Genomic DNA, 26,059 nt, shown 5'->3' with positions numbered 1-26,059 from the left:
GCCGGTCATGATCAGCCAAGCACCCGACTCGGTGTGCCACCGTGCCATGCCTGGATGTCTTCGATCATTTGGCTGAAGAATGTCCGGTAGTTGTTCTCGGTGACATAACCGATGTGTGGTGTCGCCAGCACGTTGTCCATGTGCCGGAATGGATGGTCAGCGGGCAGGGGTTCAGGTTCGTAGACATCCAGAGCCGCTCCGGCGATTCGGCGTTGTTGCAGTGCATTGATCAATGCCGCTTCGTCGATGATCGGGCCGCGTGCGGTGTTGATCAGGTACGCGGAGGGCTTCATCCAGCTCAGTGCCTGTGCATCGACCATCCCGCGACTGCGGTCGCTGAGCACCAGGTGCACCGACAATACATCCGCCTGTTCAAACAGCGCTTGCTTGCTGACGTACGTCACGCCCGATTCCGCGGCACGCTCGGGCGTGAGGTTTTCGCTCCAGGCGATCACCCGCATGCCAAAGGCCTGGCCATAGCGTGCAATCCAATTACCAATGCTGCCCAGACCGAGAATCCCCAAGGTCTTGCCGTATAAATCGCCGCCCAGGCCGATCTGCCAGCCGCCGTCGCGCAATGAGTTGGCTTCGCCCACCAGATTGCGGGTAATTCCCATGATCAAGGCCCAGGTCATTTCCGGGGCGGCATGCTTGTAGCTGTCAGTGCCGCACACCTGAATGCCTAGTCGTGCAGCCGCCGGAAGGTCGATTGCGGCATTGCGCATGCCACCGGTGACCAACAATTTCAGGCGCGGCAACTGGCTCAATAAGGCTTCGTTGAACAGGGTGCGCTCACGCATGACACACACCACGTCAAACGACTCCAGGCGCGCCACCATGCTGGCGGTATCTGCCGGGAACTCGTGCAGAAAACTGACTTCGCCGATCAGGTCGAGAACGGTCCAGTCCACCACGTTACTCGCCACCGACTGCCAGTCATCGAGCACGGCGATCTGTAAGAGGGAATGTTCAGCCATTGTGGTTTTCCTCGCCAAAAACACAGTGAAATTATTCGTGAGACTAACAGTGCCGCCAGGTAGATTGCGATTGAAGCAGGGTCCCGCTCAACCAAACAGCCCCGCAGCGATGTTGATCGAGAACCCCAGGATCGCGGTGTTGAACACAAAACCAATCAGTGATTGGGCCAGTACGGTTTTGCGCAGGTCTCGGCTTGCGACCCCTACGTCTGCTGTCTGTACCGCGACACTGATGGTGAATGAGAAGTAAAGAAAGTCCCAATAGTTCGGGTTCTTCTCGCCATCGGCGAAGCGCAGAGGGGGTTTACTGGTAGTGGCGGTGTAGAACAGGCGAGCGTAATGCAGGCTGAATATTACACCGGTGAGCAGCCAGGAACCGACAATGGTCAGGCCGGTAAAACCGTAATGCAGCAACCTGATGTGGACGCTCAGGTCTTTACTGCCAGCCAGTTCCAGGGTAATCGCTGCAAGGCTGGCAATCGCCGCCACGCATACTGTCGCCAACACCAGTCCGGCATTTTCGTCCTCGATCATAGCGAAGCGTTTGACGTCCTCGGCTTGTGCGCGAAACGTCAGCCAGATCATCAGGATCAGGTAGGTCCACACCCCAACGTTCCAGCCAATCAATATTTGGGTGGTGGGCGCGAGATCGGGAACAACGTAGCTGGAAAGAAAACCACCGACACAACCGAGCAGTGCCGCAGCGGTCAGGCGAGGGTGGGTGTGGGCGAGATGGGGCATTTGAGGGCATCGTGGTCAGAGTCTTGGCGAACCTTAGCACGGCCTCTGCGCCAGAAGAAAAAACGGCGCGGAAGTGATTCCGCGCCGCGCGCCACGTTGGGAATAGCCTTACCGCACTTGCAACTTATAGGCTCTGCAACTTACCGAACCAGGCAGACTCCTCACCATCTAATTTAAAAGTGTTTCTATAAACACCTTCACCGCAACCCACCTTCTCCGGAGTCCACCATGTTTGCTCTTGATCACGACCTTGCGCAGGACATCGTCGACCGTGCCATGGCGATCCTGCCGTGCAACGTCAATGTGATGGACTGTCTGGGCATCATTATTGGTAGTGGCGAGGCTGATCGGTTGTATACCCGGCATGAAGGTGCTCAGTTGGTGTTGGCCAACAGCCGGGTGGTGGAGATTGATTCGCAGACGGCCAAGCATCTGAATGGTGTGCGTCCGGGGGTCAATCTGCCGCTGATGCTTGACCAGAAATTGATGGGCGTACTGGGGATTACCGGTGAGCCGGACGAGGTCCGGGTCTATGGCGAGCTGGTGAAGATGACCGCCGAGATGCTCATGGAGCACCGGCGCCAGCAGGCGGATCAACAGTGGAGGCATCAGCGCAGCGAGGACCTGCTTTCGCGGTTGTTGCTGGTCGACTGCCCCGACAGCCAGGTCGACGAAGCCGAGCATTTGGGGCTGCAACCGCAATTGCCGCGTCAGTCGGTATTGATCGAGCTGCCTGCGCAAACGCCTGCGGCCAGCCAGATTGCCACTTGGTTGAACGCCCGTTATGCCCATAGTTGGTGTGTGGTGCGCGAGCCGACGTTGTTGCACTGGTGCCGCGCCGCAGGCAAGGAACGCGACGATACGCTGCTGCTGGAGCAGTTCGACGAGCAGGGCTGGCCCGTGGTGCGGATGGTCACGGTCGAGCAATCGGCCGATCTGGCGACGTTGCAACAGGCCTGTGCTGCGGGGCGTGATTTGCTCGATTACGCCCGCCATGTCCATCCGCAGCGGCGGCTGTTGCGTCTGGCCGTTCATCGTCCGGCCGTGCTGTTCTGGCGTTATCGCAACGATTGGCTCGCCCAAGGCGTGGCCGCCCCGATCATCCGGCTGCAAGAAAGCAACAGCGGGCAGTTGCTGGAAACCCTGCGCAGCTGGTTCGACTACAGCGGCGAAAGTCAGGCCTGTGCAGACGCGCTGGGCATTCACCGCAACAGCCTGCGTTATCGACTGGAAAAGGTCGCGGAGCTCAGCGGTTGCGACCCCTACAAAACTGACGACTTGTTGCGCCTGTATCTGGGCGTACAAATGACGCCTCGAATCACTGCGGACTAAAATCCAGTATGTTGTTTTGGTCTAATGACCAATAACTGCCCATGTTTCTTGGGCGAAGGTCAGGCGGAAAACGTCGGTTAGGGTGAGACCATCTACTCATTACGGATAGGAGCCCCTCATGAAAATCGTCATCGCACCCGACTCTTTCAAGGACAGCCTGAGTGCCCAGGCTGTCGCCAATGCTATTGCCGGGGGCCTGGCCGAAGTCTGGCCTGACGCCGAGTTGGTTCAATGCCCGATGGCCGATGGCGGTGAGGGCACCATCGAAGCAGTTCTGGCCGCCTGTGATGGGCAGTGGATGAGCGCCACTGTCAGCGGACCGTTGGGCGTTGCGGTCGAGGCTCAGTGGGGCTGGCTGGAGCAGACCAGGACCGCAATCATTGAAATGGCCATGGCCAGCGGCTTGCAGTTACTGACCCTTGAGCAAAGGGACGCTTGCCTGAGTAGCACGTATGGCACGGGCGAGTTGATTCGTGCGGCGCTGGACGCTGGCGCGCAACGTATCATCCTGGCGATTGGCGGCAGCGCGACCAATGATGCGGGCAGTGGCATGCTGTCGGCGTTGGGTGTGCGTTTTCTAGACGGTAATGATCAGCCTCTGATACCGAATGGTCAGGCTTTGGCGCAGGTACAACGGATCGAACTGGACGGTCTTGATGCACGTTTGCGCGACGTGCGCTTTGAGGTTGCGGCGGATGTCGACAACCCATTGTGCGGTCTGCAGGGTGCCTCTCATATTTTTGGCCCACAAAAGGGGGCATCCCCGCAGCAAGTTCTGGAGCTGGACGCCGCGTTGGGGCATTTCGCCGATCATTCGGCCCTGGTGCTGGGTTATGACGTGCGCGACCAACCCGGTTGCGGGGCGGCCGGAGGCGTGGGCTTCGCTGCCAAGGCTTACCTGAACGCGACTTTTCACCCTGGCGTAGAGGTGGTGGCCGACCTTGTGGGCCTGGCCTATGCACTGGACGGTGCCGATTTGGTGATTACCGGTGAGGGCTGTTTTGATGCCCAGACGTTGCGTGGCAAAACCCCGTTCGGTGTCGCCCGCATTGCCCGGCGCAAGGGGGTGCCGGTGATCGTGTTGGCAGGGACGTTGGGTGAGGGCTATGCCGACCTGTACGCGCATGGCATCAGTGCGGCGTTTGCGTTGACCAGCGGTCCAATGACGCTCGGTTATGCCTGTCGCAACGCCGCGAGCTTGTTGCACGATCGAGCCCGTGATCTGGCCCGGGTCTGGCGGCTGGCTGCGTCGCGCTGATGCGTGTTCCTTCCCCGACCGAGTTCGCTGCGCGACAGAGTGGTGTCATGAGGGTTTATGCCGCACTCAACTGAACTGCGGGTATCGGGTTGCGCATAAGGGTGCCCACCAGCAGGGCGCCAAGCAGCGCCACCAATCCGGCCACCCACAGGACCGTGCTGAAGCCTGAAACAAATGCCTGTTGCGCCAGCGGCTGGACGATCAGCCGCGCATTCTCCGTCAGCGGCTGCATCGCCGCGACCATGTCACCGGCTACCACGCGGGACACGATGTGATCAGTCTGAGCCAGCCAACCGGGAGCATTGAGTTGCAGGCTACGGGTCAAGGTCTGTTGCGAGTGGCTGGCCAACAAGGCGCCGAACACACCGATGGCAAGCATGATCGCGCTGAAACGCATCGTGGTGCTCATTCCGGACGCCATGCCTGCGCGGTCACGCGGTACGCACGCCATGATGTTCTTCTGGGTATCGCCATTGAGTAGTCCTGCGCCAGCCCCGGTGACGGCGATGGCGCAGGCAAAGCTCAGGTAGCCGCCCATCGACAACGCCCAGGCGCTTAGCAGGTTGCCGCAACCGACCAGGGTCAGCCCGAGGGCCATCATGCTGGCTGGCGATAACAGGCGAGATAACCGCGTGCCGATCTTCGGAAAGGTGAGCATGGTCAGCGCGAACGGCAACATGCCCAGCCCGGAGGCGATTGCAGTGAACCCCAGGCCATTCTGCAAGTAGAGCGGTAATAGCGTCATCATCACTTGGGCACAACCTGCGTAAGCGAACATGCCCAGGAGCGCCCCAACGAACCGCGGGTGTTTGAACAATTGCAGATCGACCATAGGCCGAAGCTGTAGCCGCTCAACCACCACGAACAGGACCATCAACAGTACGCCGGCCAGCAAGCGCAGGGTGGTCAATGAGTTGTCCCAGCCAATGCGATTGGCCTCGATCAGGCCCCAGATAAGACACAGCAGACTGCCGCTAAACGCCAGACTGCCCCAAGGGTCGAGCCGCGCCGATTGTTCGTTGCGCGACTCGTCAATGTTGCGCCATACCATGCTCACCAACAGTAAGCCCAGCGGCAGGTTCAGGTAGAAAATCCAGCTCCAGCCCACGAACGAGGCAATCAGCCCCCCCACGGTGGGCGCGGCGGTCATGGCTACGCCCATGCAGGCCCCCCAGAACGCCCAGGCTTTGGCCCGTTCGGTCTCGTCATGGAACGCATGGCCGATAGTCGCCAGTGCCGAGGTCAACAACAGCGCGGCCCCTACGCCTTTGATCGCTCGGGCAATGTCGAGGAAGAGGATGTTTGGCGCCGCGCCACAGCCCAGTGAGGCCAGAATGAACAGTGCCAGGCCCCAGATTAGGGTCTTCTTCCTGCCAAAACGATCGGCAATGCTGCCTGCGGGCAATAGCAGTGCGGCGAAGGCCAGCATGTAGGCGCTGACCACCCATTCGATGTCGGCGAAATTGGCCCCCAGGTCACGGGCAATACTGGGCAAGGTCACGGCTACAATATTGGTGTCCAGAACGATAAGCGAGCAGACCGCCGAGGCGGTCAACAGGGTCATGCGCGGGCTGGGCGATTTCATGTCATTCCTCGCAGATACACGATTGCTTTATGGGTAACGTGCCAGCAAGCTTATTGCAATGCCTTAGGCGCTTTATTACTCGGGCTTGAGTACTTCATTACCTTTGAGCTAATCCTGTCATGGAAATACGCCACTTTCGTTACTTTCTGGCCGTCGCCAAGCACAGGAATTTCAGCCGTGCCGCAGCACAACTGGGCATTGCTCCGCCGACGCTTACCCGACAGATTCAGGACATGGAAAGCGCCTTGGGCACGCGCTTGTTCCTGCGCCTGCAACGCGAGGTCAGCCTGACGGATGCAGGCAGGGCCTTGCAGGCAGAGGCTGAGCTGACCGTGCGTCAGTTCGAAACCGCGCAGCTCAATGCGCAGCGTGCGGGGCGCGGTGAGACCGGCCACATCGAGCTGGGTTATGTGGCTTCGGCGGTGTTTTCCGGGGTACTGCAAAAACAGGTCAGCAGCTTTCGCCTGCGTTATCCGGACATTGGCTTCACCATCAGCGAGAACCTGATGCCGGCCTTGCCAGAATTGATCGAGGAGGGGCGGCTGGATGTCGGTTATGTTCGCTCGCCGATGCATTTACCCGAAGCCCTGAGCACCGTCAGTCTGTTGGTAGAAGGCTTTGCGCTGGCGCTGCCAGACAGCTCGTGGCTGTGTCGTCTGAAAGAAATCAATGCGGTGCATCTGCAGAATGAAATCTTCATTCTCCCTGAGCAGATATCCGGCACCTTGCAGGTCGCTGCGCAAGGCGGCTATGCGCCAACGCTTGGGCCTCAACCGGGTGGGTTAGTCGCTGTGGTGGCGCTGGTGTCCCTCGGCCAGGGTGTGGCCGTGGTGCCGGAGTCGATGGTGGACCACATCAAGTTGCCCAAGGTGGTGTACCGGCGTATTCAAGACTGCCAACCTTCGTCATTCTTGTCGCTGGTTTATCGCCGTTTTGAAAAGGCTCCGGCGGTGGTGCGCTTCATCGAACACGTAAAGGATTTCAGCGAGAAACCGACGTTGTAACATGAAGATTGATCATGGACTTTAGTAAATGAAGAAATACCAGCCACCGTTGACACTGACCTCACGGATGCTCGCCCTCGTCGCAGATATCAGCGAAGAGGTCGGTCGCTTGTCGTCGTTGCGGGAAACGACAAACCGACCCGGTAAAAAACACTACTCAAGGTTCTCGCAAGCCATCCTTCGTTCAAGTCCGGCGAGCTGATGGATCAATTGGGTCTCGCGCATCGGCAATCATTTCGTCGCGCGTACCTCAACCCGGCATTCGGGACATTGTGCTCGGGCACTCGATTCCATTCCGCGTCATTAAAATGCACCAGCAAGTGCCTTCAACCCTGCTCAAGGAGCCCAGTCAATGATCGATCATCTTGACCATTTGGTCCTGACCGCCAGCAATGCCGATGCCACGCGAGATTTCTATACCCGCGTGCTCGGCATGCAACTGGAAACCTTTGGTGCCGGACGTATGGCGTTCATGTTTGGCAACCAGAAAATCAACCTGCACATTCGCGGGCACGAATTCGAGCCCAAGGCGCATCTGCCGGTTCCGGGTGCGCTGGACTTGTGCTTTATTGCGTCGATCCCGCTGGAGCAGGTGATTGAGCGCCTGGCTGAGGCCCGCTGGCCAATTGTCGAAGGCCCGATCATGCGCACGGGCGCCATCGGGCCCATTCGCTCGGTGTACGTGCGCGACCCGGACCTGAACCTGATCGAAATTTCTGAACAGGCCTGAGCGGGTACAGCCGTCGCTACTGGCCTGCAGTTCTCTCGAGGGTGATGTCGACCTTCTAGGTCTTGAGCGTTTCCACGGGCACTCGACCATAAACGTCAGTGAAACGAACAATGTCGTCTTCACCCAGGTATTCGCCGCTCTGTACTTCGATCATGACCAAATCGACGACGCCGGGGTTGATCAGGCGATGAGTGCGGCCAGGTTTGATAAACGTCGACTCATTGGTGTCGAGTAGAAACTCACTGTCGCCGTTGGTCACCCGTGCCATACCGCTGACCACAATCCAATGTTCGCTACGGTGATGGTGCATTTGCAGTGACAACGATGCCTGAGGGCGGACCATGATGCGTTTGATCTTGAAGCGCTTGCCTTCTTCGAGCACGGTGTAGGTCCCCCACGGGCGGGTGACGGTACGGTGCAGGCGATAAGCATCATGTCCCTGGCGCTTGAGCTCCTTGGCAATGATTCTGACGTCCTGGCTACGATTGGCGTCGGCAATCAGCAGCGCGTCGGGGGTATCGATGATGATCAGGTTATCCAGGCCGACGCCGCCCACCAGGCGTCGTGGCGAGTCGATGTAGCAATTGGTCACCTCATGCAAGACGGTCTGGCCGTTGCATTGGTTGCCATCGGTGTCGGCCGGGCTCAGTTCGCGCATGGCCTGCCATGAGCCGATGTCGCTCCAGCCCAGCTGGCAGGGCACCACCGCGACTTTTTGCGAGGGTTCCATCACGGCGTAGTCGATGGAAATGTCCGGGGCCAGCGCAAACAGTTCACTGTCCAGTTCCAGCTGCAATTCGTGATTGCCTTCCTTACTCGGGCTTCGCTCCAGGCAAGCTTTGACCGAGGCCAATACCTGCGGCGCGTGCTCTTGCAGCTCGCGCAAGATCGTGTCGGCGCGCATGCAGAACATGCCGCCGTTCCACAGGTGCAATCCACCGTCGAGGTAACCCTGAGCAGTATCGGCGTCTGGTTTTTCGACAAAACGGGCCACTTGATAGGCTGTGGCTGTCGAATTCAAGGACTGACCTTTTTCGATATAACCAAACCCGGTTTCAGCCTTGGTCGGCACGATGCCGAATGTCACCATCCAGCCTTGGTCGGCCAGTTCTCGAGCGGTGCTCACGGCTTGAGCGAACGCCTCCACATCCTTGATCAAATGATCGGCTGGAAGAATCAATAGGTGAGCATCGTCGCCATACAAACGAGCGACATGCAGCGCCGCAGCCGCGATGGCCGGGGCCGTATTGCGCCCGAACGGTTCGAGGATAAAGTCCAGGCTTACGTGGTTCTTATTGAGTTGGCGGTAGTCGTCCACCGTCCGGAAATACACGTCACGGTTGGTCACGGTCAAGATTCGGTCGACGTCGGCCAACCCGACGGCCCGAACGAAGGTTTTTTGCAGCAGGCTTTCTCCATCGGGAAGACGCATGAAGGGCTTGGGCATGGCTTCGCGGGAAACCGGCCACAGTCGGGTGCCAGCGCCGCCAGCGATAATGCAAGGGATGAGAGTGCTCATCAATAGGCCTCACGAGTGAACAGCACTGCAGGAGCAGTGCGGAAAAGGATGTACAAATCGAACCAGACCGACCAGTTTTCTATGTGTTCAAGGTCGAATTCGACGCGCTTTTCGATTTTTTCCAACGTGTCCGTTTCACCACGATAGCCGTTGATTTGCGCTAGGCCAGTAATGCCTGGTTTGACCCGATGGCGAGCCGTGTATTCTTTGACCGCTTCTTCAAAAAGAATGTCCGCAGCTTTGGTTGCCGTGGCGTAAGGCGCGTGCGGCACGACCGGACATACTGTCGGCGAAGACGTTGAGCAGTTGTGGCGGCTCGTCAAGGCTGGTCTTGAGTTAGGCATGCGTCCGATACGGTCGTTGATAAGCTCGGAAAAGCCGGAACGGATGTCCTGATTCTGCGCCAGGTACTCGGCCAGGCGCTGACCGTTTTCAGTTGCACCGGGAATGATCGCGTTCTGCAGGAAAAAGCCTTTTTGCATGAGACGCTGGAACATCGGCACCGTTAAATAGCTCTGCAGTGCAATGGGGCGGTCAGTTTGCCAGAGCGCCAGAATCAATAATCCCGGGAAAATGCAGGTCATACCGTGCACGAGGCGAATATCGAACAAAAAATATTCGACCAAGCTGGAGCGCGTAAGCAGAAGACTGTCAACAGGTTGCAAGCGCATAACTGTCCATTCCTCGAGTCATGAATTCAGTGCCAAATCCCGCGGTACTGAGATGGATATTCATGAGTAAAGTCAATAAAATGACTTGTGTGAATTGATTTTTATAAATAGCCAATATTTTGTCGAATTAAACACAGCCCCTGATTGCATTTCAATGGCAATTTGTATTTAGGCAGTGTTTTTCTACAAAATATTTCAGGCCTCTCTGCTTTACCTCCAGGATCAATTCAACTGGATTGATTTTATGGTTTGAGGCGAGTGAAACGGAGGGTGTCGCTTTGTGATGGCGTTAAGGGATTAACCATTTTTCTGGTCGATGGAGCCTTTTTGCCTGGCGCATGGTCAATAGTCTGCGCAAGCCACATGGGTATTGAGTACCGAGAGGGAGAAGGCAGTAATGACACTGCGCAAGACATTTTGGTTTTGCACGGCAAGCAGGCCCTCAACGAAGAGGTTCGTTCCGCTGTGGGTGCTGCACTCGTCAAGGCTCGGTGCGGCTGAGCCGAATCAGTCGTCGAGGCTGATGATCCGCTCTCGTACGCAGAACAACACCAGGCCGGCGACATCGTAAATGTGCAAGCGCTTCATGATTTGCGAGCGATGAGCCTCCACCGTCTTGATACTCAGGCCCAAACCGCCAGCGATCTCGCGCGTGGATTTACCGCGCACTATCAACCTCAGGATTTCCAGTTGGCGTGCTGTCAGGTTGTGATTTTCAATCCGCTCGGGTCTGTTCGCCTGCACGCTGATAAGGGCTTGATTGATCACGGTGTGGGCGATTGCGGGGCTCAGGTAGCGTTCATTATTGTGTAGCGCATTCAGGGCCTGCTCCAGCTCAGTGCCGGTGGCGTCCTTGAGCAGATAGCCATGAGCGCCCATCTCAAGCGCTCGCATGATCAGTTCGGGGTCTGTGTGCATCGACAGGATAAGCACTTTGCTGTGGGGCAGCTTCAGGAGCAGCGTTTCTAGTGCATCCAGGCCATTGGTCTCCTTCATGGAGATATCCAGAAGAATGATGTCAGGGCGCAGTTGCTGTGCAAGATCGAGCAACTGCGCCCCATCGTTGGCTTCGCCGATCACGGCATAACCAGGGATGTCCGAGACCAGTGCACGTACGCCGGCCCTGATGAGCGCGTGGTCATCGACCAGAAGCAAGTTGATCATAAGCCCTTACTTTTGTTGGCTCGTTCGCGGACACGTGGTGCCCAAGGGAAAAGTGCGTCTATCTGGGTGCCTTGGCCGGGTTCGCTATGGACTGTCAGTGCACCTCCCAGCAAAGCTATCCGTTCGGCCATGCCCGCCATACCGCACTGGCCTTCCTGGCCCGGATTTTCTGCCGGAGTAAAACCAAGGCCATCGTCTGCGATATGCAGCAGCAAGCCCTCGGGCGAGCGTTCCAGGCGCACGAGTACATTATCGGCCTGGGCATGACGCAACATGTTGGTGACGGCTTCCTGGGTGATCCGGTACGCGGCGACTGCCATATCGTCCGGGATGCCCGCCAGGCGTTGATGGCATTCCATGCTCCAGTTCACTGTTGTGTTTCCCAGTGTGCGCACTAGATGCGCACGCAAGCTGGCTTCTAGTCCTAGGCTGGCCAATTGGCGAGGATTGAGAATGGCAGACACGTCGCGCACTTTGGTCAGGGTTTCATCCAGTGTGCTGCACAGAATCGCGCATTGCTTATGCCACTCGGGCGCCACGCGACGCTGGAGCCAGTCACTTTGCATCTTGGCGGCGGTGAGCATCTGGCCGATGTCGTCGTGCAATTCACGACTGATCCTATGGCGCTCGGTTTCTTGCACCTCAAGCATGCGTTCGGCCAGTTCTCGAGGTTGGAATTTGATCGAGTTGCCAAATTGTCGCTGAACGTGCCAAACGCTGGCGATGGTTGCAAGGTTCAGTGCAAGCAAGCCGGCTGGTAATGCCATGCCGTTGAAATAGACCGTGAGGTTGCCCGCGACTGAACCCACGCAAAGTAAGGCGGTAAGCCGGCTGGCGCTTTTTTTGCTGAGGGGCCAAAGTTTGAATGACTTGATGCTGGCATGCATAGCTGATGGAGCCATTGGATGTTCGCTGCGGATAACCTGTTTCGGCTGCTATCAGGTCAGTGTGAGGGAGCTCGACGGTGCCGACGCATCACCTTAGGATCATCATTCGTCCAGCCAGTGGTTGGTCAGGTGACGATGGAGTTTATGCCTCTCTGGATAAAAAACTTCGACCGTCAATTCGAACGCGTGGAGCTTACCTCAATTGTTTGAATAATTAATTGTTTTGGGTGTTGTCGGCAGAAAAACCCGGTCAATGCATGTCTGGCGGGTCAGTAATATGCCTGTCGAACGCAGTCGCTCAGTTCGTCCTTCAGCGTGAAGACAGGCAATCAGTGCGGCGCTTGAAACATCGTGGTGCACGACGAAGTTGATGCTTTTATATGGCTGATTGATCCACAGGGTTGTTATTGATACAGGCAACCCTATGTCGCACCGTAGGGGGCCGTACAATTGGCCCGAAGCTTATTTCCAGCTCGCGGCGTCAGGCAATCCTTGAAGCAGCGGTGCTTTCTGGTGCTACTTCGGGTTTCAGTGCCAGAGCCGTAGGCCAGTGCTTAGACGATATAACACTTGCGAGTTGATCTTCAAACCCTACGATAGTCGCGAATGCGTTCAGTAGTTCCAATTGTTCGCCGTCGTCGAGTAACAGTGTTCCTGTGTCGGTATCGACCAGTTCCAGTTGCCAGGCGAGAAGAGCGAAACAGTCCCTGAGGGTGGACAATGCATCGCCCTGAAGGCTGATGTGGGGGGAGGCAAGATTCAGGAGGTGACGAATCTGCCCGGAGAAGTCAGCAATACTCTCAAGGGATAGCGCGTCAGCCTCGTGGGAGAGGGTGAGTAGGGTGCTGAGCAAGCATTCGATAGCGTCCTTATCGTTAATGAACAAATCCAGATGACACAGGCACTCTTCCGACTTGGCGAGAAGCGTCTGCGATGCGATCAAAAAATCAGGGAGCGAATGTTGCCACTCGTTGCCGTTCAACATGTTTTATCTCCACAACTCATGGACAGCGATCGTAGGTCGCGCTCGGCGAGTGGCTTCAAGTTAATGTTGAAAGCAAACGGATGTCTGTAGTCTATTTCCGAATATTGTTTTTTGATCGCGTTCTGCGACACCGCCTCCCGTTTTTGCGAATGCGTTGCAAAGTACCGGGCGAGTTGTTTTTGGCCCGTGACATACCTTGATGCGCGATCAAGGAAGGCCGAGACCCTTATGGTGTTGTCTGAACGTGGTCCTGCGATAGCAAACAAGAGCCTGACTCCATTCATGCAATGAGAATGGCGTCACAATAATGGCTATTAGATATTACTCATATCAGGTTGGGCCTGATTGCCACTCAGGGTTTCCCCTAGGGAAGGTCTGAAGTAAGGCCTTCTTTTTACAGAAAATCGGGCGTCAGACGCTCAAAAAGAGAATACCTCGCTGAAATTTCTGAAATATCGACTTTTTTCGATGAATAAGCCGGTTTTAGGCGCTTATTAACCCTTAATTTCCATACTGCGGACGCACCTGTCCTACAGGCTCCAGCAAATGTCGGCGCGCCATCCACAGGTTCGACAACGCAAACAGTGTTACCAACTGCGCGGTGTTTTTTACCAGTCCGCGAAACCGCACTTTGGTGTAACCAAATTGGCGTTTGATGACCCGAAACGGGTGCTCAACCTTGGCGCGAGTTTGCGATTTAGCATATTCGATCTTGCGCAACGCACGGCCAATGACGCTTTTTTCACCATGTTTGCGACGGCTGCTGGGCCTGGCGGAGATCGACCAGATCATCTCGCGCCCCTCATGTTCCGGCCGCTTTTCCACCCCGGTGTAGCCCGCGTCGCCGCAGACATGGCTCTCTTCGCCGTGCAACAACTGATCGACTTGGGTAACGTCCGCGACGTTGGCTGCCGTGCCCACCACGCTATGGGTCAGGCCCGTATCAGCGTCCACCCCGATATGCGCTTTCATCCCGAAATAATATTGATTTCCTTTCTTGGTCTGATGCATCTCGGGATCGCGTTTACCCTCTTTATTCTTGGTCGAGGTCGGCGCATGAATGATCGTGGCGTCAACGATAGTGCCTTGACGAAGCATCAAGCCTCGGTCGCCCAGATAGCCATTAACGACCTCCATGATGCCCCTGGCAAGATGGTTTTTCTCCAGCAGGCGACGGAAGTTGAGGATCGTGGTTTCGTCGGGAATGCGCTCCAGATTCAAACCCGCAAACTGGCGCAGAATCGTTGTCTCATACAGCGATTCTTCCATGGCCGGATCGCTGTAGCCGAACCAGTTCTGCATCAGGTGCACACGCAACATCGCCATCAACGGATACGCCGGACGTCCCCCAACACCCTTTGGATAATGCGGTTCGATCAACGCAATAAACCCCTTCCAGGGCACGACCTTGTCCATCTCGCTCAGGAAAATCTCACGGCGGGTCCGCTTACGTTTACCTGCGTACTCAGCATCAGCGAAAGAAATCTGCTTCATGGGGCTCAACCGTTCAGCTCATGTGATGGAGGGTATTTCACCAGATTTGGAAACCTTTTTCAGAGTTTCCCTAGAGGATGAGTTGGGAGTCAGTTTCCATCGCGGGATAAGCAGCATCGTGACCGAAAGTTCGATCGTTGGAAATGCAAATTGAGTAAACCATGATATCAATATGACATCAATTGCTTTGCTTCTCATTTTGTTGCAATTAAGGTCCTGCTCACTTCGGCCGATAACGGGTTGAGCGCTCTCAATACGAACTATCCCCCCCCCAGGAGTCATTAATGGCTGGCATTCTCGACACGGTAGATCAACGCACGCAGCTGGTGGGTGAGAATCGCCTGGAAATTCTGATGTTTCGCCTGGCCGGGCGACAACTGTTCGCGATCAACGTTTTCAAGGTTCAGGAGGTTTTGCAACTGCCCAAATTGACCTTGATGCCGCAGCGTCATCCCTTTGTCTGTGGTGTGGTCAACCTGCGTGGTCAGACGCTCCCGGTTATCGATCTTTCCCAGGCAATTGGTATGCGTCCGCTGATACCAGGGCCCACCAGTACAATCATCGTCACTGAGTACAATCGGTCGGTGCAGGCGTTTTTGGTCGGGGGGGTGGATCGCATCGTCAACATGAACTGGGAGGCGATCCTGCCACCGCCTGCCAGTGCTGGCCGCCAGCATTACCTGACCGCCATCAGCAAGGTCGATGATCAGTTGGTGGAGATTATCGACGTCGAAAAAGTCCTTGCTGAAATCGTGCCTTACAACGCCAAAGTGTCTCGTGACAAATTGCAGGATCCCGTCCTGGAGCTTGCCCGTGGTCGCGAAGTACTGTTGGTGGATGATTCGAATGTGGCATTGGCGCAACTGCGTGACACCTTGTCCCAGCTTGGGGTGAAGATGCACATCGCTCGTGATGGTCTGAAGGCGTTGAATATGCTCAAGGCATGGGCTGATACCGGCGAAGTCATGACTGACAAACTGTTGATGGTATTCACCGACGCCGAGATGCCGGAGATGGATGGTTATCGCCTGACCACCGAGATCCGCAACGATCCGCGCTTGCGCGGTCTGTATGTGGTGCTGCATACCTCGTTGTCGGGCAGCTTCAACGAATCAATGGTGAAGAAGGTCGGTTGCGACAATTTCCTCTCCAAGTTCCAGCCGGACAAATTGGTCGACGTGGTGCGTGAGCGTCTGATGCTGGATCAGGCCTGACGGATTTTTGGTTTCGAGGTGGGTTTGGGGTGTCGTACGGGGTGTTAACTCGTATAGATTAACGCTTTGCCCATTACGGAGCTGACCATGTTGCGTCTCAGCGCGCTTTATCGATTTCCACTCAAATCTGGCATGGCCGAACCTCTGCAACAAGCCCGGTTCGATGGGCTGGGCCTGGCTGGGGATCGACGCTGGATGTTGGTGGAAGAGGCTTCTGGGCGCTTCTTTACTCAGCGAGCCATGCCGCACATGTCACAGTTGTCGGTGTTGTGGAATGCCGACGGTGGGGTGACCCTCAATGCTCCTGGCTTCCAGGCCCTTGATGTGCCCCTGCCTGAAGACACTGAAGCGTCGCTGCGTGGCGTGACCGTGTGGCGCGACACCCTGCGTGTGCCCGATGCGGGGGATGAGGCGGCCCGCTGGCTCAGCGAGTTCATGGGCAAGCCTACGCGCATGGTTCACGTGCCCGACAACCGGGCTCGCTGGTTGCCCAGCGGTTACGGCACGGTTGAAGACAGGGTGGGTTTTGCCGACGGCTTCCCCTTGCTGCTGATCGGTCAGGCTTCGCTGGATGATTTGTCGACAAAGGTCGGCTGGCCACTGGAGATGCTCCGGTTCAGGCCCAATCTGGTGGTCGAGGGCAGTGAAGCGTTCGCCGAGGATGGCTGGAAGCGCATCCGTATCGGCGACATCGAGTTTCGTCTGCTAAAGGGCTGCTCGCGTTGCATACTCACGACCATCGACCCCAAGACCGGTGAGCGCACCCAGGATCGCGAACCATTGACCACCCTCAAGACCTATCGCGAGCGCGAAGGGGAGGTGTGGTTTGGACAGAACATGGTCAGCAACGGTCTTGGCACTCTCGACGTCGGGATGCCGGTGACAGTGTTGGAGTAGGGCGAAAGCGGGTGCGCATATCTACTGTGTGCCCATCATTCACACGCGCGCGAAGAGAAGATATGGTGTCAGGCAGCAGCCGCCTGACACCATGAGTGCTCACTGATCGTCGAAAAACCGCTCATGCCAATCCACTAGAGGCTGCGGGGAGTTGAGTTTTTCGCCGTAGATCACCGAATAAGACAGTACGTTCTGCACATACTGGCGGGTCTCATCGAAGGGGATGCTTTCAACCCACACATCGAATGCCAGGTGGTTCGCGCCCTTGAGCCATTGGCGAACGCGGGCGGGGCCTGCGTTATAGGCGGCCGATGCGAGTACGCGGTTGCCGTTGAACTGGCTGTGTACCTGGCTCAGATAGGCAGCGCCCAGCTGGATGTTTTTATCCGGATCGAGCACTTGCTGGGGCGATGCCAGCGGGATGCTGAACTTGCGAGCGGTCTCCTTGGCAGTGGTTGGCATAAGTTGCATCAGGCCACTGGCGCCGACGCCGGAACGCGCGTCGTCCATGAAGGCGCTTTCCTGACGCGTAATGGCAAACACCCAGCTGGAGTGCAGGCCGCGGACATTGGCTTCACGTACCAACGTGTCGCGGTGGGCCATCGGGAAGCGAATATCCAGATCGTCCCAGTATTGCGCCTGACTGATGGTGCGGATGGCCGGAAAGTACCAGTGCATGTCATAGGCCAGTTTGGCCTGAGCGACCATTTCATCGCGGTTGAACAGGCGGCTGACGTGGTACCACTCGCGTCGACCGTCGACCACCTGGCCGCGATCGTGAAACTCCAGTGCCCGACGTACGCCAGGCGTCGTGCGGACCTTGTTGATGAGTTGCTGGCTGAGCATCAGTGGCTTGTTGTTCAGCTGATAAGCGGTCTGCGTACGATCGGCGGCAAGGAAGCCATAGAAGTCTCGCTCCTTGGCGACCGCTTTGTAGAGCGTTGGCACCAGCGGGCTAGTCGGTTGTGACAGCTCCAGAGAGCGCGCTTGCCAGTAACGCCAGCGATTGGTGATCGCTAGGTCCTGCGGCAGTTTGCGGGTCAACTGGTACGCATCGTCCCAACGGCCCAGGCGCAGCAGCAGGCGCAAACGCCATTCGGTGACCGTGTTGTCGCGCAAGTCCGGGTCATATTTGGTCATGACCTCCAGCGCCCGGCCATCGAAGCGGCGGGCCAGCGTCAGACCGATCTCCTTGGCGATTTCCACTTGCTCATCGCGCGAGAAATGCATCTTCGCCGAGTAGCTGTCGAGCATGTCCATGGCTTTCTGCGGGTCCAGCTTGGCCAGACGTCGCAGTCCAAGACCGACCACGTCGGACATGGCTTCATCGACCGGCGTGAAGCGCGAAGGGTCGTTGAGCAGTTCGGGTTTCTGTGCGACCGCGATCAGCAGTTTGCCTTGCGGGGCCAGCGTAACGAGGCTGTCGACCAGGGAATTGGCCAGGTTGTAATTGCGTGCTTGTGCGGCCAGTTTGGCACGCTGCCAGCGTTTCTCTTCGGGTAACTGGCCCTCAGCTGCCCAGCGCGAGAATAACGCATCGCACGCGGCAGGCTGAGTCTTGCCGGTCATCCACAGCTTCTCGGCGTTGGCATAGCCTTCTGCGCGCAGGTTATGGCTCAGTTGGTATTGGCCGTAGAGGCAGTCGAGTTCGGTGAAATTGAGCTTGGGGTCGTAATACTGGGCGAATGTCTGCCAATCTCCACGTTCTGCCAGCCAGCGCAACCAGCGCAGCTTCATCCAGTTGGCCTGAGGCAGGTCGCCGTGAGCCGAGAGAAATCGTTCAATTTCCGGGTTGGTCGCGGTCTTGAGTCGTGCGGTCAGCTCGTCATAGGCCAGATAAGGTTCCAGCGGATAATCGGAGAGCGCCTGGCTGTAACGCACGTAGGGGCCGGAATCACCTTTGGCCAGTGCGCGCTTTGCCTCGTCGTAATACTGACGCTGAAGGGTGAGATCTGCTGCTTGGGCCGACTGCGCAGCGGTCGCAGAGAGAAGCAGGCAGGATAAAAAACTGAACAAACGACTGCGCATGAGACTTCCGTGCAGATGAACCGTGAAAGGTACTACTAGCTTAGCCCTTTGCCAGCTCTAGGTGAAAGCATTGCCGACTACGCGACGTGTGACAGAAATATTCATCCGCGTCTGTTCCAGGGCGAAAATCAGGGATTTGCGTTCAGCCGCGGCGGGTTGTTCGTCATTGAATGCCGACATAGCCTGGGTATCTCAGGTAGAATGCGCGCCCAGTTTTTGGAGAAACTCATGACCCTGCTCAAATTCAGCGATGTGTCCCTTGCTTTCGGCGCTATGCCGTTGTTGGACAAGGTGTCCTGGCAGATCGCCCGTGGTGAGCGGGTGTGCATCATCGGCCGCAATGGCACTGGCAAGTCCAGTATGTTGAAGCTCGTCAAGGGCGTGCAAAAGCCTGACGATGGTTCTGTGTGGCGTGCCCCGGGCCTGAAAATCGGCGAGTTGCCGCAGGAATTGCCGGTGGCCGACGATCGGACAGTATTCGATGTGGTTGCTGAAGGCCTGGATGGCGTCGGCGCATTGCTTGCCGAATACCACCACCTGAGCCAGAACATCGTCACCGCCGAGGATCTGGACAAGCTGATGCATGTCCAGCACGACCTTGAGTCCCGCGACGGCTGGCGTCTGCAGCAATTGGTCGACAGCACCTTGAGCCGCCTGCAATTGCCGGCCGACAAAACCCTGGCTGAGCTGTCCGGTGGCTGGCGTCGTCGAGTCTTGCTGGCCCAGGCGTTGGTCTCCGAGCCCGATCTGCTGCTGCTCGACGAACCGACCAACCACTTGGATATCGGCGCGATCGCTTGGCTCGAAGAGGCCTTGATGGGCTTCCAGGGCGCGGTTCTGTTCATTACCCACGACCGGTCCTTTCTGCAGAACCTGGCCACTCGCATTCTTGAGCTGGACCGTGGCGGTCTGATCGACTGGGATGGCGACTACGCCAGCTTCCTGGTCCATAAGGAAGCCCAGTTGTCGGCTGAAGAAACCGCCAACGCGTTGTTCGACAAGCGCCTGGCGCAAGAAGAAGTCTGGATTCGTCAGGGCATCAAGGCTCGTCGTACCCGTAACGAAGGTCGCGTACGCGCCTTGAAAGAGTTGCGTGTGGAACGTGGCGAGCGTCGTGAGCGCACGGGCAAGGCCAACATTCAGCTGGATACATCCGACAAGTCCGGCAAGCAAGTGATGGTTCTGGACAACGTCAGCTTCGCTCACCCGGGCGGCCCGTTCCTGATCAAGGATTTTTCCATGGTCCTGCAGCGCGAGGACCGTATCGGTCTGTTGGGCGCCAACGGTACCGGCAAGACCACCTTGCTCAAGCTGATGCTCGATAACCTGCAACCCTCCAGCGGCACCGTGGAAGTGGGGACGCGTCTGGAAGTGGCCTATTTCGACCAGTTGCGTCACCAGCTCGATCTGGAAAAAACCGTTATCGACAACGTGGCCGAAGGTCGGGACTTCATCGATATCGACGGTCAAAGCCGGCATGTACTGAGCTATCTGGGCGACTTCCTGTTCAGCCCGCAACGTGCCCGTACGCCAGTGAAGGCATTGTCCGGTGGCGAGCGTGCGCGTCTGTTGCTGGCCAAACTGTTCAGCAAGCCAGCCAACCTGCTGGTACTCGACGAACCTACCAACGACCTCGATGTGGAAACCCTCGAGTTGCTTGAAGAAGTGCTGTTGACCTTCAAAGGCACCGTGTTGATGGTCAGTCACGACCGGGCATTCCTCGATAACGTCGTGACCAGCACCTTGGTGTTCGAAGGTGAAGGCAAGGTTCGTGAGTACGTCGGTGGTTATCAGGACTGGCTGCGTCAGGGCGGCTCGCCGCGCCTGCTGGGTGTGACCGAGAATAAATCCGGTAAAGCCGAACTGGCGACGGCGGTTGTTGCTGCGACGCCGGTGGCTGCGCAGGAAATGCCAGTGGCCAAGAAGAAGCTCAGCTATAAGCTGCAACGCGAGCTGGAAGGGCTGCCTGCGCAAATCGACGATGTCGAGGCGCAGATGGCTGCTCTGACGGCTGAAATGGCTCATGCCGGTTTCTATCAGCGTCCAGCCGAACAGACTGCGGCAGTGCTGGCGCAAATGGAAAACCAGCAAGCGCAACTCGATGCATTGCTGGAGCGCTGGGCCGAGCTGGACGCGTAATGCGTTTTGCTTTGCTGAGCTGAATAAAAAAGCCCGGGCCATTTTGCAAATGGCCCGGGCTTTTTACTGAAGGCTGGTCGCACCGGCCTTCAATTTACATCCCGGTTACTCAGGGCGCTTCAGGCGCACGGCAAGAACGTCGCACGGCGCACCGTGGAGGACGTCGTTGGCGGTCGAGCCGAGCAGCAACGCCAAGCCATGCCGGCCATGGCTGCCGACAACGATCAGGTCGCAGCCCTGTGTCTTGGCCAGTTGATGGATCTCCTGTCGTGGCTGGCCATAGGTGAGATGGCTGTCGCCGATCCGGACTTCCGGGTACTTCAGCTTCAAGGCTTCGAGTTTCTCTTTGGCCTGGTCGAACTGCTGCTGTTGCAGTTGGGAAAGGTCCATCGGTACATCGCCACCAAAGGCCATGGCCATGGGTTCAACGATATGCACCAGGGACAATTTGGCGCCATTGCTGACGGCGAGTTCGCGAGCGCGGCGGATAACAGGATCGCACTCTTCAGTGAGGTCTATAGCGACCAAAATGTGTTCGTATGGCATGAGGAGTTCCTCTTTAGGATTGCGATAACTGTAAGTATGGCTCTTTTCACCCTGGGCTGGGTGCGCGGTTAAATTGATAATTACTTCTGGGAATAAGAAATATGACGGTCTGGATAGTGTTGTCAATCCTTGCGCTGGTCCTGAGCCCTTTGGCGTGGCTGCGACCTTCGCGCCACCAGAGCGGCAAGATGGCCCTGCGCATGGAGGCACGGCGTATTGGACTTGGCATGCAGCTGGCCCCTCAAGAATGGCCGCACTGGCTGCCAGAAGAGCCGCCAAGCCCCTGCGCGCAATACCACCGACCGCGCCGTAGCGAACGGGCCGCGTGCTGGGTCTATTGGCAAACCACGCCGGGCGTCTGGCTCAACCAATGGCGTGAGCCCTGCGAGGATGCGCAACTGATGGCCCAGTTCAGTACGCTTCCAGCCAACGTGTTCAAGGTCGAGGCGGGTCAGCAGATGATCGCCTTGTACTGGGGCGAGCGCGGCGAACCCGAAATACTGCAACGCATTTCCGTCGTGCTTAAGGCGCTGGCTTGATGATTCTGCCGGTATTGGTAATCAGCCACACCTCAAAATTCAGGCAATAAAAAGCCCGACAACAACATCGGGCTGGGGGTGGCCAGGCAGGCCGATAATCTGTAGCGATCCCTGTGACGAGACTGGGAAGGCACTGTGCTGCGCGATGTTTCGGCCGGACGTGTTTGGCCTGAAACGTTCGGTGCGCTGAATGTAGTCGCTCCCGAAGCGTTTGTCGCTGTCGCTTCCATCATTTTATTCGCAAAAGATGCCCGTCACCTCAAGCGTGCAGGGTTTGCCTGACACTTTGCGTCAGTCTGTTCGTCATAACGGGCATGAATACTTCCCCATTAAGCATGCATCAAACCTGTGATGGGTGCTGATGAATGATCATGTGCCCCCATAATTCGCCGCTTTTATTGGTGTTTTGTTGATTTGACAATTGCCAGGATTTCCGTGAAGGTGTGTTACCCAAATCAAACGGGCGTATGAATTGAGCGTTTGCATTGTCAGAAGGCTCTTACAGAATCCCGACTAACACGTCGGCGGGTGTGTCTGGCGGTTTGGCGTTAGCATTGACGGAAACGTCGTAGTCACGCCGGCCTCCAGTGTCCGACGTGTATTGTTCAGCTTCCATATCGTGGAGATCAGTTGATGATTTACGAAGGTAAAGCCATCACGGTTAAGGCTCTTGAAAGTGGCATCGTCGAATTGAATTTCGATCTCAAGGGTGAGTCCGTCAACAAGTTCAACCGTCTAACCCTCAACGACCTGCGTCAGGCCGTTGACACCATCAAGGCAGATGGTTCGATCAAGGGCGTGATTGTCACCAGCGGCAAGGACGTCTTCATCGTCGGCGCCGACATCACCGAGTTCGTCGACAACTTCAAGTTGCCGGATGCAGAGCTGGTGGCGGGTAACCTCGAAGCCAACAAAATCTTCAGCGATTTTGAAGACCTCAGCGTTCCAACCGTCGTGGCCATCAATGGCATCGCCCTGGGCGGTGGTTTCGAGATGTGCCTGGCAGCGGATTTCCGCGTGATGTCCAGCAGCGCCAAGGTCGGTCTGCCTGAAGTCAAACTGGGCCTCTACCCAGGTTTCGGCGGCACCGTGCGTCTGCCACGCATCATCGGTGCCGACAACGCTATAGAGTGGATCGCGTCAGGCAAAGAAAACCGTGCTGAAGATGCTCTGAAAGTCGGTGCTGTCGATGCGGTGGTTGCCCCTGAAAAACTGCGTGAAGCCGCGCTGGATCTGATCAAACGCGCCATTTCCGGCGAGTTCGATTTCAAGGTCAAGCGTCAGCCGAAACTGGACAAGCTCAAGCTCAATGCCATCGAACAGATGATGGCATTCGAAACCGCCAAGGGCTTCGTTGCAGGCCAGGCTGGCCCGAACTACCCGGCGCCGGTCGAAGCGATCAAGACCATCCAGAAAGCCGCCAACTTTGGCCGGGACAAAGCGCTGGAAATCGAAGCTGCCGGCTTCGTCAAAATGGCCAAAACCTCGGCTGCGCATAGTCTGATCGGTCTGTTCCTGAATGATCAGGAACTGAAGAAAAAAGCCAAGATCTACGATGAAGTCGCAAAAGACGTGAAGCAGGCGGCGGTACTCGGTGCAGGCATCATGGGCGGCGGCATTGCCTATCAGTCGGCGGTAAAAGGCACGCCGATCCTGATGAAGGACATCCGCGAAGACGCCATTCAACTGGGTCTGAACGAAGCGTCCAAGCTGCTGGGCAACCGTGTCGACAAAGGTCGCCTGACCTCGGCGAAGATGGCTGTGGCCCTCAACGCAATTCGTCCGACCCTGTCCTACGGTGATTTCGGCACCGTCGACTTCGTCGTCGAAGCCGTGGTCGAAAACCCTAAGGTCAAGCAAGCTGTACTGGCTGAAGTCGAAGCTCAGGTCAAGGAAGGCACCATTCTGGCGTCTAACACCTCGACCATTTCCATCAGTTTGTTGGCCAAGGCCCTCAAGCGTCCGGAAGACTTCGTCGGTATGCACTTCTTCAACCCGGTGCACATGATGCCGCTGGTCGAAGTGATTCGTGGTGAGAAATCCAGTGAAGTCGCGGTTGCGACGGCTGTGGCTTATGCCAAGAAAATCGGCAAGAACCCGATCGTGGTCAATGACTGCCCGGGCTTCCTGGTCAACCGTGTCCTGTTCCCGTACTTCGGCGGTTTTGCCAAATTGGTCAGCGCCGGTGTGGACTTCGTTCGCATCGACAAGGTCATGGAAAAATTCGGTTGGCCAATGGGCCCGGCCTACCTGATGGACGTAGTCGGTATCGACACCGGCCACCACGGCCGCGATGTCATGGCTGAAGGTTTCCCTGATCGCATGAAGGATGATCGTCGTTCGGCTATAGACGTGCTTTACGAAGCCAATCGTCTGGGTCAGAAGAACGGCAAGGGTTTCTACGCCTACGAAATGGACAAGAAGGGCAAGCCGAAGAAAGTCGCCGATGCCGCCGTGCTTGAAGTACTCAAGCCGATTGTCTACGAGCAGCGCGAAGTGTCCGACGACGACATCATCAACTGGTTGATGATTCCGTTGTGCCTGGAAACCGTACGCTGCCTGGAAGACGGCATTGTTGAAACGGCCGCCGAAGCTGATATGGGCTTGATTTACGGCATCGGTTTCCCTCCATTCCGTGGCGGTGCGCTGCGTTACATCGACTCCGTGGGTGTCGCTGAATTCGTCGCGCTGGCTGACAAGTACGCTTATCTGGGCGCCTTGTACCAACCCACCGCGAAGCTGCGTGAGATGGCCAAGAATGGCCAGAGCTTCTTCGGTTAAGCGCCCAACGATTGAGAGGAATTTATGAGCTTGAATCCGAGAGATGTCGTGATTGTTGACTTCGGTCGCACTCCGATGGGCCGCTCCAAGGGTGGCATGCACCGTAATACCCGCGCTGAAGATATGTCCGCGCACCTGATCACCAAGCTGCTGGAACGTAACGTCAAGGTCGATCCTGCGGAAGTCGAAGACGTAATCTGGGGGTGTGTGAACCAGACCCTGGAGCAGGGCTGGAACATCGCTCGCATGGTGTCGCTGCTGACGCCGATCCCGCACACCTCGGCGGCACAGACAGTCAGCCGCCTGTGTGGCTCGTCCATGAGCGCTCTGCACACTGCTGCGCAAGCGATCATGACCGGCAACGGTGATGTGTTCGTGATCGGCGGTGTCGAGCACATGGGCCACGTCAGCATGATGCATGGCGTGGATCCGAACCCGCATATGTCACTGCACGCGGCCAAGGCTTCCGGCATGATGGGCCTGACTGCAGAAATGCTCGGCAAAATGCACGGCATCACCCGCGAAGCGCAAGACGCTTTCGGTGTGCGCTCGCATCAGCTGGCACACAAGGCCACGATTGAAGGCAAGTTCAAGGACGAAATCATCCCGATGCAAGGGTATGACGAGAACGGCTTCCTGAAAATGTTCGACTACGACGAGACCATTCGTCCAGAAACGACATTGGAAAGCCTGGCCGCCTTGAAGCCTGCGTTCAACCCGAAAGGCGGTACCGTGACGGCGGGGACTTCCTCGCAAATCACCGACGGTGCATCGTGCATGATCGTCATGTCCGCACAACGCGCTCAAGACCTTGGCATCCAGCCTATGGCGGTTATCCGCTCGATGGCAGTGGCAGGTGTTGATCCGGCGATCATGGGCTATGGTCCAGTACCGGCAACGCAAAAAGCGTTGAAACGTGCCGGTCTGAGCATTGCCGATATCGACTTCTTCGAGCTCAACGAAGCTTTCGCTGCACAGGCCCTGCCAGTGCTGAAAGATTTGAAAGTTCTCGACAAGATGAACGAGAAGGTTAACCTGCACGGCGGCGCGATCGCTCTGGGTCATCCATTTGGGTGTTCTGGCGCGCGGATCTCCGGCACGTTGCTGAACGTCATGAAGCAAAATGGCGGTAACCTTGGGGTTGCTACCATGTGCATCGGCCTCGGTCAGGGCATTGCCACCGTCTTCGAACGCGTCTAAACGGTTCGAGTGATGGACGCCGGGGCCTTGTGCCCCGGCTTTTGTTTTTCTGAAAAATTGTTTTTGAAATCTTTTATTTCGGATTTTTTACGAGGGCAGCAGCATGCAGTTACAGCCAGGACTCTATCGCCATTACAAGGGCCCTGAGTACCGTGTATTCAGCGTTGCCCGACACTCTGAAACCGAAGAGGAAGTGGTGTTCTACCAAGCACTCTATGGCGATTACGGCCTGTGGGTGCGGCCTTTGAGCATGTTCCTTGAATCCGTCGAAGTTGACGGTGAACAGGTGCCTCGCTTTGCTTTGGTTCAGGTTGAACCCAGTCTGTTTTCAAGGCCTTGAGCTGAGATCGCGCAGTAACCTGTGCTTG

General features: G+C 56.9%; 22 protein-coding genes and 1 pseudogene. 12 read left to right on the top strand and 11 right to left on the bottom strand.

Features of this window, described 5'->3' with window-relative positions:
• Positions 1-11: 11 nt before the first annotated feature.
• Together ACVBEG_RS16240 and ACVBEG_RS16235 are read right to left on the bottom strand one after the other, a co-directional pair.
• Entirely contained in the window at positions 12-977 is a 966-nt protein-coding gene (locus tag ACVBEG_RS16240) for a D-2-hydroxyacid dehydrogenase family protein (protein ID WP_330200867.1), read from the bottom strand.
• 87 nt (positions 978-1,064) lie between these two features.
• Positions 1,065-1,718, bottom strand: coding sequence for a DUF1345 domain-containing protein (locus ACVBEG_RS16235; RefSeq protein WP_322178563.1), 654 nt, complete (start codon positions 1,716-1,718; stop codon positions 1,065-1,067).
• A gap of 228 nt (positions 1,719-1,946) precedes the next feature.
• Here ACVBEG_RS16235 and ACVBEG_RS16230 point away from each other — a divergent pair, with 228 nt between their 5' ends.
• Entirely contained in the window at positions 1,947-3,050 is a 1,104-nt protein-coding gene (locus tag ACVBEG_RS16230) for a sugar diacid recognition domain-containing protein (protein ID WP_322178564.1), read from the top strand.
• Between the two features lie 118 nt (positions 3,051-3,168).
• Complete coding sequence (locus tag ACVBEG_RS16225) at positions 3,169-4,308, top strand: glycerate kinase (RefSeq protein WP_447108055.1); 1,140 nt, start codon at positions 3,169-3,171, stop codon at positions 4,306-4,308.
• A 55-nt stretch (positions 4,309-4,363) separates the two neighbouring features.
• On the opposite strand, the gene ACVBEG_RS16220 is transcribed toward ACVBEG_RS16225, so the two are convergent.
• The gene (locus ACVBEG_RS16220) at positions 4,364-5,893 is read right to left on the bottom strand and encodes an MFS transporter (RefSeq protein WP_447108054.1); all 1,530 of its coding nucleotides are present in this window, start codon (positions 5,891-5,893) and stop codon (positions 4,364-4,366) included.
• 119 nt (positions 5,894-6,012) lie between these two features.
• Between ACVBEG_RS16220 and ACVBEG_RS16215 the strand changes: the two genes are divergently transcribed.
• From ACVBEG_RS16215 to ACVBEG_RS16205, 3 genes are all read left to right on the top strand, one after another.
• A complete protein-coding gene (locus ACVBEG_RS16215) occupies positions 6,013-6,897 on the top strand; it encodes a LysR family transcriptional regulator (RefSeq protein WP_447108053.1) in 885 nt (294 codons plus the stop codon).
• A 201-nt stretch (positions 6,898-7,098) separates the two neighbouring features.
• Positions 7,099-7,266, top strand: a complete 168-nt coding sequence (locus ACVBEG_RS16210; RefSeq protein ID WP_447108052.1) for a hypothetical protein — start codon at positions 7,099-7,101, stop codon at positions 7,264-7,266.
• Positions 7,250-7,627 carry a VOC family protein gene (locus tag ACVBEG_RS16205; protein ID WP_447108051.1) on the top strand — a complete coding sequence of 126 codons (378 nt, stop codon included), beginning with the start codon at positions 7,250-7,252 and terminating at the stop codon, positions 7,625-7,627. Before ACVBEG_RS16210 ends, ACVBEG_RS16205 begins: the two co-directional genes overlap by 17 nt.
• Before the next feature lie 55 nt (positions 7,628-7,682).
• On the opposite strand, the gene ACVBEG_RS16200 is transcribed toward ACVBEG_RS16205, so the two are convergent.
• From ACVBEG_RS16200 to ACVBEG_RS16175, 6 genes and pseudogenes are all read right to left on the bottom strand, one after another.
• Complete coding sequence (locus ACVBEG_RS16200) at positions 7,683-9,146, bottom strand: mannose-1-phosphate guanylyltransferase/mannose-6-phosphate isomerase (protein ID WP_447108050.1); 1,464 nt, start codon at positions 9,144-9,146, stop codon at positions 7,683-7,685.
• Positions 9,146-9,479: pseudogene (locus ACVBEG_RS16195) on the bottom strand (sugar transferase); the annotation flags it as partial. The gene ACVBEG_RS16200 and the pseudogene ACVBEG_RS16195, both read right to left, overlap by 1 nt.
• Before the next feature lie 845 nt (positions 9,480-10,324).
• Positions 10,325-10,981, bottom strand: a complete 657-nt coding sequence (locus ACVBEG_RS16190) for a response regulator transcription factor (RefSeq protein WP_322178571.1) — start codon at positions 10,979-10,981, stop codon at positions 10,325-10,327.
• Positions 10,978-11,868, bottom strand: coding sequence for a sensor histidine kinase (locus ACVBEG_RS16185; RefSeq protein WP_447108469.1), 891 nt, complete (start codon positions 11,866-11,868; stop codon positions 10,978-10,980). The genes ACVBEG_RS16190 and ACVBEG_RS16185 overlap by 4 nt, the downstream gene beginning before the upstream one ends.
• 481 nt (positions 11,869-12,349) lie before the next feature.
• The gene (locus tag ACVBEG_RS16180) at positions 12,350-12,853 is read right to left on the bottom strand and encodes a hypothetical protein (protein ID WP_447108049.1); all 504 of its coding nucleotides are present in this window, start codon (positions 12,851-12,853) and stop codon (positions 12,350-12,352) included.
• Positions 12,854-13,354: 501 nt separating this feature from the next.
• On the bottom strand, positions 13,355-14,347 hold the full coding sequence (locus ACVBEG_RS16175; RefSeq protein ID WP_447107587.1) for an IS5 family transposase: 993 nt from the start codon (positions 14,345-14,347) through the stop codon (positions 13,355-13,357).
• A 284-nt stretch (positions 14,348-14,631) separates the two neighbouring features.
• Between ACVBEG_RS16175 and ACVBEG_RS16170 the strand changes: the two genes are divergently transcribed.
• Both ACVBEG_RS16170 and ACVBEG_RS16165 read left to right on the top strand, forming a co-directional pair.
• Positions 14,632-15,561 (top strand): chemotaxis protein CheV, encoded by a 930-nt coding sequence (locus ACVBEG_RS16170; protein WP_322178573.1) that lies wholly within the window; start codon positions 14,632-14,634, stop codon positions 15,559-15,561.
• Positions 15,562-15,648: 87 nt separating this feature from the next.
• Complete coding sequence (locus ACVBEG_RS16165; protein ID WP_447108048.1) at positions 15,649-16,458, top strand: MOSC domain-containing protein; 810 nt, start codon at positions 15,649-15,651, stop codon at positions 16,456-16,458.
• 99 nt (positions 16,459-16,557) lie between these two features.
• Here the strand turns inward: ACVBEG_RS16165 and ACVBEG_RS16160 are convergent, their stop codons facing one another.
• Positions 16,558-18,486 (bottom strand): transglycosylase SLT domain-containing protein, encoded by a 1,929-nt coding sequence (locus tag ACVBEG_RS16160; protein WP_323569035.1) that lies wholly within the window; start codon positions 18,484-18,486, stop codon positions 16,558-16,560.
• Between the two features lie 228 nt (positions 18,487-18,714).
• Between ACVBEG_RS16160 and ACVBEG_RS16155 the strand changes: the two genes are divergently transcribed.
• A complete protein-coding gene (locus tag ACVBEG_RS16155) occupies positions 18,715-20,625 on the top strand; it encodes an ATP-binding cassette domain-containing protein (protein WP_322178576.1) in 1,911 nt (636 codons plus the stop codon).
• Between the two features lie 105 nt (positions 20,626-20,730).
• Here ACVBEG_RS16155 and ACVBEG_RS16150 read toward each other — a convergent pair whose 3' ends face one another.
• Complete coding sequence (locus ACVBEG_RS16150) at positions 20,731-21,171, bottom strand: universal stress protein (protein ID WP_322217004.1); 441 nt, start codon at positions 21,169-21,171, stop codon at positions 20,731-20,733.
• 101 nt (positions 21,172-21,272) lie between these two features.
• Between ACVBEG_RS16150 and ACVBEG_RS16145 the strand changes: the two genes are divergently transcribed.
• The 4 genes from ACVBEG_RS16145 (at position 21,273) to ACVBEG_RS16130 (ending at position 26,031) form a co-directional block, all read left to right on the top strand.
• Positions 21,273-21,710 carry a hypothetical protein gene (locus ACVBEG_RS16145; RefSeq protein ID WP_322217001.1) on the top strand — a complete coding sequence of 146 codons (438 nt, stop codon included), beginning with the start codon at positions 21,273-21,275 and terminating at the stop codon, positions 21,708-21,710.
• A gap of 633 nt (positions 21,711-22,343) precedes the next feature.
• Positions 22,344-24,491, top strand: a complete 2,148-nt coding sequence (gene fadB, locus ACVBEG_RS16140; RefSeq protein ID WP_322216998.1) for a fatty acid oxidation complex subunit alpha FadB — start codon at positions 22,344-22,346, stop codon at positions 24,489-24,491.
• A 24-nt stretch (positions 24,492-24,515) separates the two neighbouring features.
• Complete coding sequence (fadA, locus tag ACVBEG_RS16135) at positions 24,516-25,691, top strand: acetyl-CoA C-acyltransferase FadA (RefSeq protein ID WP_219063185.1); 1,176 nt, start codon at positions 24,516-24,518, stop codon at positions 25,689-25,691.
• A 103-nt stretch (positions 25,692-25,794) separates the two neighbouring features.
• On the top strand, positions 25,795-26,031 hold the full coding sequence (locus ACVBEG_RS16130) for a DUF1653 domain-containing protein (RefSeq protein WP_219063249.1): 237 nt from the start codon (positions 25,795-25,797) through the stop codon (positions 26,029-26,031).
• Positions 26,032-26,059: the final 28 nt, after the last annotated feature.

The sequence above is a fragment of the Pseudomonas sp. GG8 genome (assembly GCF_052976945.1).
The sequence above is the reverse complement of the archived record's forward strand: the minus strand, read 5'-3'. Positions and strand labels throughout refer to the sequence as shown.

What these genes read in the sequence shown, in the direction of transcription:
- ACVBEG_RS16240 (WP_330200867.1), bottom strand. Translation starts at nt 977, where the DNA reads ATGGCTGAACATTCCCTCTTACAGATCGCCGTGCTCGATGACTGGCAG.
- ACVBEG_RS16235 (WP_322178563.1), bottom strand. Translation starts at nt 1,718, where the DNA reads ATGCCCCATCTCGCCCACACCCACCCTCGCCTGACCGCTGCGGCACTG.
- ACVBEG_RS16230 (WP_322178564.1), top strand. Translation starts at nt 1,947, where the DNA reads ATGTTTGCTCTTGATCACGACCTTGCGCAGGACATCGTCGACCGTGCC.
- ACVBEG_RS16225 (WP_447108055.1), top strand. Translation starts at nt 3,169, where the DNA reads ATGAAAATCGTCATCGCACCCGACTCTTTCAAGGACAGCCTGAGTGCC.
- ACVBEG_RS16220 (WP_447108054.1), bottom strand. Translation starts at nt 5,893, where the DNA reads ATGAAATCGCCCAGCCCGCGCATGACCCTGTTGACCGCCTCGGCGGTC.
- ACVBEG_RS16215 (WP_447108053.1), top strand. Translation starts at nt 6,013, where the DNA reads ATGGAAATACGCCACTTTCGTTACTTTCTGGCCGTCGCCAAGCACAGG.
- ACVBEG_RS16210 (WP_447108052.1), top strand. Translation starts at nt 7,099, where the DNA reads ATGGATCAATTGGGTCTCGCGCATCGGCAATCATTTCGTCGCGCGTAC.
- ACVBEG_RS16205 (WP_447108051.1), top strand. Translation starts at nt 7,250, where the DNA reads ATGATCGATCATCTTGACCATTTGGTCCTGACCGCCAGCAATGCCGAT.
- ACVBEG_RS16200 (WP_447108050.1), bottom strand. Translation starts at nt 9,146, where the DNA reads ATGAGCACTCTCATCCCTTGCATTATCGCTGGCGGCGCTGGCACCCGA.
- ACVBEG_RS16190 (WP_322178571.1), bottom strand. Translation starts at nt 10,981, where the DNA reads ATGATCAACTTGCTTCTGGTCGATGACCACGCGCTCATCAGGGCCGGC.
- ACVBEG_RS16185 (WP_447108469.1), bottom strand. Translation starts at nt 11,868, where the DNA reads ATGCATGCCAGCATCAAGTCATTCAAACTTTGGCCCCTCAGCAAAAAA.
- ACVBEG_RS16180 (WP_447108049.1), bottom strand. Translation starts at nt 12,853, where the DNA reads ATGTTGAACGGCAACGAGTGGCAACATTCGCTCCCTGATTTTTTGATC.
- ACVBEG_RS16175 (WP_447107587.1), bottom strand. Translation starts at nt 14,347, where the DNA reads ATGAAGCAGATTTCTTTCGCTGATGCTGAGTACGCAGGTAAACGTAAG.
- ACVBEG_RS16170 (WP_322178573.1), top strand. Translation starts at nt 14,632, where the DNA reads ATGGCTGGCATTCTCGACACGGTAGATCAACGCACGCAGCTGGTGGGT.
- ACVBEG_RS16165 (WP_447108048.1), top strand. Translation starts at nt 15,649, where the DNA reads ATGTTGCGTCTCAGCGCGCTTTATCGATTTCCACTCAAATCTGGCATG.
- ACVBEG_RS16160 (WP_323569035.1), bottom strand. Translation starts at nt 18,486, where the DNA reads ATGCGCAGTCGTTTGTTCAGTTTTTTATCCTGCCTGCTTCTCTCTGCG.
- ACVBEG_RS16155 (WP_322178576.1), top strand. Translation starts at nt 18,715, where the DNA reads ATGACCCTGCTCAAATTCAGCGATGTGTCCCTTGCTTTCGGCGCTATG.
- ACVBEG_RS16150 (WP_322217004.1), bottom strand. Translation starts at nt 21,171, where the DNA reads ATGCCATACGAACACATTTTGGTCGCTATAGACCTCACTGAAGAGTGC.
- ACVBEG_RS16145 (WP_322217001.1), top strand. Translation starts at nt 21,273, where the DNA reads ATGACGGTCTGGATAGTGTTGTCAATCCTTGCGCTGGTCCTGAGCCCT.
- fadB (WP_322216998.1), top strand. Translation starts at nt 22,344, where the DNA reads ATGATTTACGAAGGTAAAGCCATCACGGTTAAGGCTCTTGAAAGTGGC.
- fadA (WP_219063185.1), top strand. Translation starts at nt 24,516, where the DNA reads ATGAGCTTGAATCCGAGAGATGTCGTGATTGTTGACTTCGGTCGCACT.
- ACVBEG_RS16130 (WP_219063249.1), top strand. Translation starts at nt 25,795, where the DNA reads ATGCAGTTACAGCCAGGACTCTATCGCCATTACAAGGGCCCTGAGTAC.